This window comes from Pantoea vagans (genome assembly GCF_001506165.1).
In the GTDB taxonomy this organism is placed as follows: Bacteria; Pseudomonadota; Gammaproteobacteria; order Enterobacterales; family Enterobacteriaceae; genus Pantoea; species Pantoea vagans_C.
The window spans coordinates 834,379-846,353 of record NZ_CP011427.1 but is presented as its reverse complement, the minus strand read 5'-3'; the positions used below and the strand labels follow the sequence as shown (position 1 = coordinate 846,353).

The window sequence follows — 11,975 nt, the reverse complement described above, 5'->3', positions numbered from 1 at the left end:
GCTTACTGCACGAAGCTGGCGTCGTACAAGCTTTTCACGTCTGGCATTTTCTTGATCACACCCGCGCGCAGCAGCAGTTTGCCCGCTTCATCGCTAAAGGTTTCAATCTCACCGTTAAAGAACTTTTTGTTCTCCTCTGGCCCCTGCCAGCGCAAGAAACTGGCTGATTCGGCAAACTCTTTGCCGGTGGATTTCACCGCAGCCCCCATGATTTCGTTGGACTTGTCAGGCTGCTGTTTGATCATTTCCAGCGCATCGAAATAGCTGGCCACCAGCGCTTTGGCGGCGTCCGGGTGCGCTTTCAGGAAGGTCGGCGTACAACCCAGCGTGTCCATCACCATCGGATAATCCAGCGTGGTGGCGAGGATTTTCCCCGCCTTGGGTTGATTGCGGATCACCGATAAATAGGGTTCATAGGTGACCGCCGCGTCGTTCTGACCCGCCGCGAAGGATTGCGCAGCCGCCTGTGGCGCCATGGTGGCCAGACGCACGTCTTTCATCGTCATGCCGTTTTTATCCAGCATCCACGCCAGCAAGAAGTAAGGCGAGGTACCCGGTGCATCCACCGCGATGGTTTTGCCTTTCAGATCTTTGATGCTGGTGATGTCACTGCGCGTGGCGAGGCCATCCGCGCCGTAGGATTTGTCCAGCTGGACGATCTGCTTGATCGGCACGCCTGCCGCGTTCCAGGAGATGTAAGTTTCCACAGTGGTTGCAGCACACTGGATGGTGCCGGAGGCCACTGCCAGATGTCGGCTGCTTTGCGGGATCATTTTCACATCGACATCAAGACCATGCTTTTTGAAGATCCCGGCCTTATCCGCCAGCGTTAGCGGGGCAAAACCGGTCCAGCCGGAGATACCGATAGCGATTTTGGTGTCAGCGGCTTGCGCACCCAAAGCACTGGCGCAAAGTACCGCTGCGGTTAACACACGAACAACATGTTGCACTGGCTTGCCCATCTTCCACTCCTGATAAAAGGTGATGAAAAACAACGGTTGTATAGTCTTATCTATACAAGCCAAGCAATGCCTGTGCCAGAACAGTAAAGCCAGAGGTGGTGCGGTGGTGTCGTGGGTTGATGCACCGGAGCGGTGCATCAATAGCGGGAAGTTTGGTCATGCTGGTGCGCCACCGTTTAGTCATAGCGGCGCGCACCGGTCAGCGTTTCATCGTTGCGGCGCAATTTATTGCGCATCGGTCAGCAATGTATGAAGCCCAAACAAGCGTGATAAATCACGCCGCTACGGTCCGATGAGGATTTAACCGCCGCGCGCACCCACCACGTTCAAACGTGGCTGCGGATGTTCAGGTTTCAGGTCGTACATGCCGCCATAGAACGGATCGACCAGCAACCAGCCGGGGAAGCCCAGCAGAGGAATATTACCCAGCAGATACCACAGGTTGGCACTGGCCTCGATCGGCAGCGTCACCGGCACATAGCCTGGGCTCTCCAGCATCACCTGATAGTGTTTCTTACCGAAGTAGTTGCCGGTGGATTTTGCCAGCTCGACGGTTTGTGGCGTATAGCCCTGTGCCACGGCGCGTCCCGTCTCATCCTGCACGGTGAAGCGCGCGCCCTGCGGCACAGAGTCAATTTTTACCGGCTGCGTTTCCGTGCCCACAATAGTGGCACAGCCGCTCAGCAGCAGCGCAGTGGCAGGAAGAAGGTGTCGCAGGTTCATAGCAGGTCCGCTTTAGCATCAGATAGGACAGTCTAAACTGCCCTATTCCGCTTTTCACTCGCCTCAATCGCGCTATCAATGCTGCTTTTCTGGTCTTTATTGCGGTTGACAACAGGCGGCAATCGCCGCGATATCCTGCGGTGTGGTACGGCAGCAGCCGCCAATCAAGCGTGCGCCCGCCTGTTGCCACTCGGGGAATTTATCCTCTAGCGTGCAACCCGACGGTGCCGAATGCCAGGTTTTGCTGCTGGCATCGTACTGCTCGCCAGAGTTGGGATAGACCAGCAACGGCTTGCCACACAGCGCCTGCAAAGTTTGCAGTGCCGGCGTCACGCTCTCCAGTGCCACGCAGTTGATGCCAATCGCCACCACTTGTGGCGCAGCATTGACCAGCTCGGCCACCTGGCTCAGCGGCGTGCCATCACTGATATGTTGCGCATCGCGCAGCGTAAACGAGAACCAGGCGCTGCTGTCGGGGAACTCTGCCAGCAAACTCACCAGCGCTTGCGCTTCTGCAAACGACGGTAAGGTTTCACAGGCCAGCAGATCCACACCCGCATCCAGTAAGGCTTTGACCCGTGGACGGTGGAAGGCTTTCATCTCCGCTTCTGGCAGCGCGTAATCGCCACGGTACTCGGCACCATTTGCGAGGTAGGCACCGTAAGGTCCTACCGAACCGGCCACCAGCAACGCGGCTTCACTGCCTGATGTAGCCCGGTAATCATCACGCGCACGCTGTGCCAGCTTGACGCTTTGAGTAATGAGATCCAGAGACTGGGCTTCATCCAGGCCACGCGCCGCAAATCCTTGCGGGGTGGCCTGATAGCTGGCAGTGATCGCCACGTTGGCACCTGCAGCAAAGTAGTCATGATGCACCTGATAAATCAGCTCAGGGTTTTCCACCAGCACTTTGGCAGACCATAACGCATCAGCCAGATTGCAGCCACGCGCTTCCAGTTCGGTTGCCAGTGCGCCGTCTAAAATCAGCGTGTCATGTTGAGTTAACGCTTCTGCCACAGGATTACGCGACATTATTGGCCCCCTCGGCCTTCAGGTTACGTCGATGCGTCACATGGTATGCGGCATAACAGAACAGTACAAACGGAATGCCGCACCACAGCGCAATTCGCTGTGACGGATCGAAGGCCAACCCTACACATGCCAGCAGACAAAGCAGGAAGCCGAGAATCGGTGTCAGCGGATACAACGGCGCGCGATAGGCCAGTTGCTGCAGTGAACCGCCTTCGGCCAGATGGCGACGGCGGAATACATAATGCGAGGCACAGATGCTGAGCCACACCGCCACCACGGCAAAGCCGGAGATCGCAGAGAGTGCCACGAACACGGTATCGGGGGCGATCACGCTGGAGAACAGCGCCAGCAAGCCACCAATCATACTGACGGTGATCGCCAGCACCGGAATACCGCGACGATTAACCTGCGCAAAACAGCGCGGCAGCGTGTTCTCATTCGCCAGTGACCATAGCATGCGGCCCGAGGCGTAAAGGCCGGAGTTCGCCGCTGAGAGGATAGCGGTGAGGATCACGAAGTTGAAGATATCCGCTGCATAGGGAATACCGATTTTTTCAAACACCAGCACAAACGGGCTTTTGACGATGCCGGCCTGATCCATCGGAATCAGTGCCGCAAGCACGAATACCGTACCAATGAAGAAAATGATGAGACGAGCGACCGTGGTGCGAATCGCCAGCGGCAACGCTTTCTGCGGCTGTTCCGTCTCTCCGGCGGCGATGCCAATCAACTCGGTGCCAGAAAAAGCGAAGTTCACTGCCACCATGGTCATCAGAATCGGCAAGGTGCCGTGCGGCAGCCAACCGGATGCCGTCAGGTTATGCAGACCCGGTGCCGCGCTGCCATCCTTCATCGGAATAAAGCCGAACATGGCACCCGCGCCGAGAATGATAAAGGCGATGATGGTGATCACTTTAATGATCGAGAACCAGAACTCCCCTTCCGCAAAGAAGCGTGTCGAGACGATATTGAGCAGATAGATGGCAATACAAAACACCAGACACCACAGCCATACAGGCGTGGTCGGGAACCAGTACTGCATACAGAATCCCGCCGCTGTCAGGCTGGAACCGAGCGCCACGGTCCACGTCAGCCAGTAGAGCCACGCCACCGTGTAACCGGTCGCCGGGCTGAGATAGCGTGCCGCATAGACGTGGAAAGCACCGGTTTCCGGCATCGCCACCGCCAGTTCTCCAAGGCACACCATCACCAACCACACCACCAGCGCACCAATCAGGTAGGCCAACAGCGTACCGGCCGCCCCGGTGGTCGAAATGATATAGCCGGTGTTGAAGAACAGTCCGGTACCGATGACACCGCCCAGCGACAGCATCACCAGATGCCGCACTTTCATGGTGCGCTTGAAGTTGTCCTGTGAAGGCGTTTCCTGCGTTTGCATTATTTTTATCCGTATGGACGTCTGAACATCTATATGGACACAGGGTTATACGCGCCAGCGTGGCAATTTGCAACGTGGCAAAAGGTGGGGATTTATCAAAATAGCGGTGCGGCCCCGTGCGAGCGGGGCGCAGTATCAGGCGCCAAATACGCCTTGCAGATAGCGCTCAAGCGCAATGCGCGAGCTAAAACCGTGTGGGATACCGTAATGCTCTTGCGATTCACCCATCAGATACAGCGGAAACTGCGTGTAGTGATCGCAGGTCTTCATTTCTGAGGCGGGCTCAGCGAAGTGCTGACTTTTTTCTTTCAGCGTGGGGTGAATGATCAGTGCCGTTCGTCCCATGCGCGCTTCGCGATTGACGTAGACATAATTTTCACCACGACGATAACCGTAGATCTTTGGCGTCAGGGTATCCATTTCGAACCCTGCTTTTTCCAGTACGCGCGCTACCTCATCCGGACGTAAATACATGCTTGCTCCTCTCTTCTCACAGCCCCGCAACCTTACAACAGCGCGACCACTCAGGACATTCGGAATTTCCCTAAAGCCTGGCAAACGCCTGCGTTTAATCACGTTTCGTCTACACTGAGTATTACTTGTTAAATCAAAGGGAGCGAAAAAAATGTTCAATCGCGTAAGCAAAAACGATGACATTGATATCAATCAGGATGTAAACGAGCTGGCCGATTCGCTCGAGGCATTACTTAAATCTTACGGCAGCGAAGCCAAAGATGAAGTGGACAGTGCGCGCAGTAAGGCACAGTCGCTGCTGAAACAGACCCGCGCAAAACTCAACGGTAGCCAGGGGCGTGTGACGCAAGCAGCGAAAGACGCCAGCTATCAGGTTGATGCCTATGTGCATGATAAACCATGGCATGGCGTGGGCGTCGGTGCAGCGGTTGGTTTGGTGCTCGGTGCGCTGCTGATGTCACGTCGCTAAATACGGCTTAGTGTTTAAAGAGAGCCTCGCAGATGCGGGGCTTTTTTGTGCCCGCACGGCACTTTAACCGCATAAAATTTGACCTAAAACGTCCCCTCTTCGCCTTTACAAAAAAATTTTCGGGCCTGGAAGGCGCATGATCTCTGACGTTAGCGATTATCTGAAGATTAAAATACAAAATCCCTATATCTGGTGGGCTTGACCGCCACGAACACTACATCTAGTATTCAACCCATCAACTCGCAACCAGATGTCGTCAAGGACGAAGTTCGCAGCAAACAGGATTTTGCTTCGTATCTCGCAAACTGACCGCAATCAAAGGGAAATACGAATCATGCGCATTATTATTTACACTAAGAACAACTGTGTCCAGTGCAACGCGACAAAAAATGCCATGGACCGTAAAGGTATCGACTATCAACTGATCAACCTCGATACCCAACCGGAAGCCATCGACAACCTCAAATCCCTTGGCTACCGCCAGGTGCCAGTGGTGATGACACACGACGACCACTGGAGCGGCTTCCGCCCTGACAAAATCGCCAGCCTGCGCCAGCTCGCTGCTGTCGGGGGATAAAGCGATGTTCCCACTGGTCTACTTCTCTAGCCAGTCGGAAAACACGCACCGATTCATCACTCGTCTGGGCTTTCCTGCTTGCCGCATTCCGATTGATGGCAAGCAGCGCCTGCATATCGACCAACCCTATATCTTAGTGGTGCCGAGCTACGGCGGCGGCAGTGCGCGGGGGGCGGTGCCCAGACAAGTGATCCAATTCCTTAATGATGACGCTAACCGACGCGGTATCCGCGGGGTGATCGCTGCCGGAAACCGCAATTTCGGTGAAGGCTACTGCCTGGCGGGCGACATCATTGCGCAGAAATGTCAGGTTCCTTATCTCTACCGCTTTGAGCTGATGGGAACCCCCGACGATATCGCTAATGTAAAAGCGGGAGTAACCCAATTTTGGCAACGACAGACACCCTAAACAGCACGCAGTTGGACTACCATGCGCTCAACGCCATGCTGAACCTGTATGACGCCGATGGCCGCATTCAGTTCGAGAAAGATCACGAGGCCACGCGTCAGTTCTTTTTACAGCACGTCGAGCCGAATACCGTCTCCTTCGCTTCTGCGGGCGAGCGTCTGCGCTATCTGGTCGCCGAAGGCTACTACGAAGCCGAGGTGCTGAATCAGTACGAATTTTCCTTTCTGTGCCAACTACATGATGAAGCCGATGCCTGGGGTTTTAACTTTCACACCTTCCTCGGTGCCTGGAAGTTTTACACCAGTTACACACTGAAAACCTTCGACGGCAAACGCTATCTGGAAACCTTCGAGCAGCGCGCCTGCATGGTGGCGCTGACGCTGGCGCGAGGCAATGAGAGCCTGGCGCGTGAATTGTTGGCAGAAATGCTGAGCGGCCGCTTCCAGCCAGCCACCCCAACCTTCCTCAACTGCGGCAAACAGCAGCGTGGCGAGTTAGTCTCGTGCTTCCTGCTGCGTATTGAAGACAACATGGAGTCGATCGGTCGCGCGGTGAACTCGGCGCTACAGCTGTCTAAACGCGGCGGTGGCGTAGCGTTCCTGCTGTCTAACCTGCGTGAATCCGGTGCACCGATTAAGCGTATTGAGAACCAATCTTCCGGCGTGATCCCGGTGATGAAGATGCTGGAAGATGCCTTCTCTTATGCCAACCAGCTCGGTGCCCGTCAGGGTGCGGGGGCCGTGTGGTTGAATGCGCATCATCCCGATATTCTGCGCTTCCTCGATACCAAACGTGAAAACGCCGACGAGAAGATCCGTATTAAAACGCTGTCGCTCGGCGTGGTGATCCCGGATATCACCTTCCAACTGGCGAAAGAGAACCGCGATATGGCGCTGTTCTCTCCGTACGATGTTGAACGCATCTACGGTAAAGCATTCGGCGACATCAGCATCAGCGAGCTTTATGACGAAATGCTGGCGGACGATCGCATCACCAAGACCTTTATCAAGCCGCGCGACTTCTTCCAGACACTGGCAGAGATTCAGTTTGAGTCTGGCTATCCGTACATCATGTATGAAGATAGCGTGAACCGCAGCAACCCGATTGCCGGTCGCATCAACATGAGCAACCTGTGCTCGGAGATTTTGCAGGTCAACAGCGCCAGCGAGTTCCATGACGATCTCAGCTATCGCCGCATCGGCAAGGATATCTCCTGCAATCTCGGCTCGCTGAACATTGCCCACGCGATGGACTCACGCAATCTGGCACAAACGGTGGAAACCGCGGTACGCGCACTGACGGCGGTATCGGAGATGAGTGAAATCAACTCGGTGCCATCGGTCGCAGAGGGCAACCGCCGTTCACACGCGGTGGGCTTGGGTCAGATGAACCTGCACGGCTATCTGGCACGTGAAGGCATGGCGTATGGCGGTGAAGAGGCGCTGGACTTTACCAACCTCTACTTCTATTGCGTGACCTATCACGCTGTGCGGACCTCTAATCTGCTGGCGCAGGAACGTAAACAGAGCTTTGACGGCTTTGCCCAGTCGCAGTATGCCAATGGCCACTACTTTGATAAGTACGTTGAACGTGTATGGCAGCCGCGCACCGCGCGCGTAGCCAAAATCTTTGCTGATGCCGGGATTGCGTTACCCACTCAGGCGGACTGGCAGGCGCTGCGTGAGTCGGTGATGCAGCATGGTCTGTATAACCAAAACCTGCAGGCGATCCCGCCGACCGGTTCGATCTCCTACATCAACCATGCGACATCCAGCATTCACCCGATTGTGTCGCGTATTGAGATCCGTAAAGAGGGCAAAACCGGTCGCGTTTACTATCCGGCGCCGTTTATGACTAACGACAATCTGGAGCTGTATCAGGATGCTTACCAGATTGGCCCAGAAGCGATTATTGATACCTACGCCGAAGCCACGCAGCACGTCGATCAAGGCTTGTCGCTGACGCTGTTCTTCCGCGATGACGTCACCACGCGTGATATCAACAAAGCGCAGATTTATGCGTGGAAAAAAGGCATCAAAACCCTCTATTACATTCGTCTGCGTCAAATGGCGCTGCAGGGGACTGAAGTTCAAGGCTGCGTCTCCTGCTCACTGTGATGAAAACTATGCAACTTAAACAAATTCAAGCAATTAACTGGAACCGTATCCAGGACGATAAAGATCTCGAAGTATGGAACCGATTGACCAGCAACTTCTGGCTGCCGGAAAAAGTGCCGCTCTCCAACGATCTGCCCGCGTGGCAGTCACTGGATGCGCAGCAGCAGCAGCTCACCATCCGCGTGTTTACCGGTTTGACGCTGCTCGACACCATCCAGAACGTGATCGGTGCGCCGGGTCTGATGGAAGACGCCATCACGCCTCATGAAGAGGCGGTGCTGTCGAATATCAGCTTTATGGAAGCGGTACATGCGCGTTCGTATAGTTCGATTTTCTCTACGCTGTGTAATACGGCTGATGTCGATGCCGCCTATCGCTGGAGTGAAGAGAACGAAGCGTTACAGAACAAGGCAAAGATTGTGCTGGAGCACTATCGCGCCGAAGATCCGCTGAAGAAGAAAATCGCCAGCGTATTTCTGGAATCCTTCCTGTTTTACTCGGGTTTCTGGCTGCCGATGTACTGGTCGAGCCGCGGTAAATTAACCAACACCGCAGACCTGATTCGCCTGATCATCCGTGACGAAGCGGTACACGGTTACTACATTGGCTACAAGTATCAGAAAGCGCTGGAAAAAGTGGATGATGCGCGCCGTGAAGAGTTACAGCAGTTCGCCATCGATTTGCTGCTGGCGCTGTATGAGAACGAAGTGGTGTATACCGAAGCGCTGTACGATGATGTCGGCTGGACGGAGGAGGTGAAAACCTTCCTGCACTACAATGCCAACAAGGCATTGATGAATTTGGGTTATGAGGCGCTGTTCCCGGCGGAACTCACCACGGTAAATCCGGCCATTCTCTCAGCCTTGTCACCGAATGCTGATGAGAACCACGATTTCTTCTCCGGGTCAGGCTCTTCCTATGTGATGGGGAAAGCGGTCGAAACCGAAGATGAGGACTGGAATTTTTAAGTCACATTTCTGCTTTCGGGCGCTTTTCCCGTCGCGTTATTTAACTCAGGGGCGGCCTTCAGGCCGCCCCTCCACAGAGCCCACGATATATCCGCCAAAAAAATCCAATATTCGCACGCTATTTCCTTTTTTTTGCCTTCATTATTTTGTCACTTTAGCGCCATCTATTTGTCCATTATATCGCCCACTTAACCCCAATTTATTCGCATTTCAGCCAGCAATTGACATCAAACCGGGTAAACTTCACAAAAAATTCAGAAAAATTTGATTCACGCTCATCCCTTGTGAGCACTGGAATTATCGCCACTTCACGATGCTCTCAACGCGTCAATATTCCCATTTAGGGTTGTCAGATATTCTCACTATGCTAGGTTATAGGGCGCTTAAATTTAATCGAGACCACAACAAGAAATAGTGAAACATTTAACCGGGAAATTAATGACGGCATGGCAATTAAACTTGAAGTAAAGAATTTATATAAGGTATTTGGGGATAACCCCGAAAAGGCATTTAAGCTGATTGATAAAGGTGAAAGCAAAGAGACTATTCTGGCAAAAACCGGTCTTTCACTCGGCGTCAAAAATGCCAGTCTGGCCATTGAAGAAGGCGAGATCTTCGTCATCATGGGGCTCTCCGGCTCGGGGAAATCCACCATGGTTCGCCTTCTCAATCGTCTGATAGAGCCAACTCGTGGCCAGGTTATCATTGACGGTGTCGATATTGCCAAAATATCGGACGCTGAACTGCGTGAAGTACGCAGAAATAAGATCAGCATGGTATTCCAGTCCTTCGCATTAATGCCGCATATGACGGTACTGAATAATGCAGCCTTCGGCATGGAATTAGCGGGCGTGCCGGTACAGGAACGTCAGGAAAAAGCGCTGGAAGCCTTGCGTCAGGTAGGATTAGAAAATTATGCGCACTCCTATCCCGATGAACTCTCCGGTGGTATGCGTCAGCGTGTTGGATTAGCCCGCGCGCTGGCCATTAATCCGGATATTTTATTGATGGATGAAGCCTTCTCAGCACTCGATCCACTCATTCGTACTGAAATGCAGGATGAGTTGGTAAAATTACAGGCGAAACACCAACGTACCATCGTCTTTATTTCCCATGACCTCGATGAAGCCATGCGTATTGGCGACCGTATTGCCATTATGCAAGGCGGTGAAGTGGTGCAGGTCGGCACACCCGATGAAATCCTCAATAATCCTGCTAACGATTACGTGCGTACCTTCTTCCGTGGTGTGGATATCAGCCACGTGTTTAGCGCCAAAGATATTGCTCGCCGCAGTGCTGGCGCGCTAATCCGTAAAGCTGCCGGTTTTGGCCCTCGTTCGGCGATCAAACTGCTGCAGGATGAAGATCGTGAATTTGGCTATGTGCTGGAAAAACAGAAATTTGTTGGCGTGGTGTCCACTGATTCGTTGAAAGCGGCACTGGCAGCGGGCGAAGGTCTGGATAATGCGTTACTCGAAACACCGTTAGCGGTTCCTGCGGATACCTCACTGAACGATCTGCTGTCCCATGTGGCACAAGCGCCCTGCGCCGTACCCGTGGTCGGTGAAGACAATCAGTATGTCGGTATCATTTCCAAAAGCATGCTATTGCGCGCTTTAGATCGTGAAGGAGCCCAGTCATGAGTGAACAAACAGCCAATCCGTGGGATAGCGCCAGCCAGACCACACCGCAAGCCACCACAACAGATTCCAGCGCAGCCGCCAGCAGCAGCGATCCCTGGTCGAGCAGCGGCAGTGCCGCTCCAGCAGACTCCGGTTCAAGCGCAGGTTCCGCTGACGCCTGGGGCAATGCCTCCAGTACCGGCTCAGATGCAGCCAGCAGTGGCGGTCACGACGCTGCCACCTCTGCTGCTGGTAACAGTGACTGGCTCAGCAGTGCACCTGCGCCAAAACCAGAGCATTTCAATATTATGGATCCCTTCCATAACACCATGATTCCGCTGGACCGTTGGGTGACGGAAGGCATCGATTGGGTGGTAAACCATTTCCGCCCGGTATTCCAGGGCATTCGTGTGCCGGTGGATTACATCCTCAGCGCATTCCAGAACTTATTGATGGGTCTGCCCGCACCGGTTGCCATTGTGCTGTTTGCCCTGATCGCCTGGCAAATCGCTACGCCAGCAATGGGTATAGCTACGCTGATTTCACTGGTGCTGATCGGCATGATTGGTGCCTGGTCGCAGGCGATGGTCACGCTGGCATTGGTCCTCACCGCCCTGCTGTTCTGCATCATCATCGGGCTGCCGCTGGGGATTTGGCTGGCACGCAGTGAGCGCGCCGCGCGTATTGTGCGCCCGTTGCTGGATGCCATGCAGACTACGCCAGCCTTCGTTTATCTGGTACCGATTGTGATGCTGTTCGGTATCGGTAACGTGCCGGGTGTGGTGGTGACCATTATCTTTGCCCTGCCGCCCATTGTGCGCCTGACCATTCTGGGCATTAAGCAGGTCCCTGCCGATCTGATTGAGGCGAGTGAATCCTTTGGTGCCAGCCCACGTCAGATGCTGTTCAAAGTGCAGTTGCCGCTGGCGATGCCGACCATCATGGCCGGTGTAAACCAGACGCTGATGCTGGCGCTGTCGATGGTGGTAATTGCCTCAATGATCGCGGTGGGCGGTCTTGGTCAGATGGTACTGCGCGGCATTGGCCGCCTCGACATGGGCCTCGCCAGCGTGGGCGGTGTGGGTATCGTGATCCTCGCCATCATACTCGACCGCCTGACGCAGTCGGTCGGTCAAGACAGCCGCAGCCGTGGCAGCCGTCACTGGTACAACACTGGCCCGATTGGCTTGCTGCTGCGCCCCTTCAGTAAAAAAGCCTGATTT

Annotated in this window: 12 protein-coding genes; 7 read left to right on the top strand and 5 right to left on the bottom strand. The window is 54.4% G+C overall.

Annotated elements, in window-relative coordinates:
- Positions 1-2: 2 nt before the first annotated feature.
- The 5 genes from LK04_RS03855 to LK04_RS03835 form a co-directional block, all read right to left on the bottom strand.
- Complete coding sequence (locus tag LK04_RS03855; RefSeq protein ID WP_052206118.1) at positions 3-962, bottom strand: ABC transporter substrate-binding protein; 960 nt, start codon at positions 960-962, stop codon at positions 3-5.
- 300 nt (positions 963-1,262) lie between these two features.
- Positions 1,263-1,685: a hypothetical protein gene (locus LK04_RS03850; protein WP_038645291.1), complete on the bottom strand. Its 423-nt coding sequence runs from the start codon at positions 1,683-1,685 to the stop codon at positions 1,263-1,265.
- 96 nt (positions 1,686-1,781) lie between these two features.
- The gene (gene mmuM / locus LK04_RS03845) at positions 1,782-2,717 is read right to left on the bottom strand and encodes a homocysteine S-methyltransferase (protein ID WP_039333535.1); all 936 of its coding nucleotides are present in this window, start codon (positions 2,715-2,717) and stop codon (positions 1,782-1,784) included.
- On the bottom strand, positions 2,707-4,116 hold the full coding sequence (gene mmuP / locus LK04_RS03840) for an S-methylmethionine permease (RefSeq protein WP_039333536.1): 1,410 nt from the start codon (positions 4,114-4,116) through the stop codon (positions 2,707-2,709). The genes mmuM and mmuP overlap by 11 nt, the downstream gene beginning before the upstream one ends.
- Positions 4,117-4,251: 135 nt before the next feature.
- Positions 4,252-4,590, bottom strand: coding sequence for a DUF2002 family protein (locus LK04_RS03835; protein ID WP_034825485.1), 339 nt, complete (start codon positions 4,588-4,590; stop codon positions 4,252-4,254).
- A 151-nt stretch (positions 4,591-4,741) separates the two neighbouring features.
- Between LK04_RS03835 and LK04_RS03830 the strand changes: the two genes are divergently transcribed.
- The 7 genes from LK04_RS03830 (at position 4,742) to proW (ending at position 11,972) form a co-directional block, all read left to right on the top strand.
- Positions 4,742-5,059: a DUF883 family protein gene (locus LK04_RS03830; RefSeq protein ID WP_039333539.1), complete on the top strand. Its 318-nt coding sequence runs from the start codon at positions 4,742-4,744 to the stop codon at positions 5,057-5,059.
- A gap of 334 nt (positions 5,060-5,393) precedes the next feature.
- Positions 5,394-5,636: a redoxin NrdH gene (locus tag LK04_RS03825; protein WP_038645282.1), complete on the top strand. Its 243-nt coding sequence runs from the start codon at positions 5,394-5,396 to the stop codon at positions 5,634-5,636.
- A gap of 4 nt (positions 5,637-5,640) precedes the next feature.
- Positions 5,641-6,045, top strand: coding sequence for a class Ib ribonucleoside-diphosphate reductase assembly flavoprotein NrdI (gene nrdI / locus LK04_RS03820; protein WP_039333544.1), 405 nt, complete (start codon positions 5,641-5,643; stop codon positions 6,043-6,045).
- Between the two features lie 35 nt (positions 6,046-6,080).
- Positions 6,081-8,162 (top strand): class 1b ribonucleoside-diphosphate reductase subunit alpha, encoded by a 2,082-nt coding sequence (gene nrdE / locus LK04_RS03815; protein ID WP_039333546.1) that lies wholly within the window; start codon positions 6,081-6,083, stop codon positions 8,160-8,162.
- An 8-nt stretch (positions 8,163-8,170) separates the two neighbouring features.
- Positions 8,171-9,130: a class 1b ribonucleoside-diphosphate reductase subunit beta gene (gene nrdF / locus LK04_RS03810; protein ID WP_039333577.1), complete on the top strand. Its 960-nt coding sequence runs from the start codon at positions 8,171-8,173 to the stop codon at positions 9,128-9,130.
- Between the two features lie 446 nt (positions 9,131-9,576).
- Complete coding sequence (gene proV, locus LK04_RS03805) at positions 9,577-10,773, top strand: glycine betaine/L-proline ABC transporter ATP-binding protein ProV (protein ID WP_039333550.1); 1,197 nt, start codon at positions 9,577-9,579, stop codon at positions 10,771-10,773.
- On the top strand, positions 10,770-11,972 hold the full coding sequence (gene proW, locus LK04_RS03800; RefSeq protein ID WP_039333552.1) for a glycine betaine/L-proline ABC transporter permease ProW: 1,203 nt from the start codon (positions 10,770-10,772) through the stop codon (positions 11,970-11,972). Before proV ends, proW begins: the two co-directional genes overlap by 4 nt.
- Positions 11,973-11,975 lie beyond the last annotated feature (3 nt).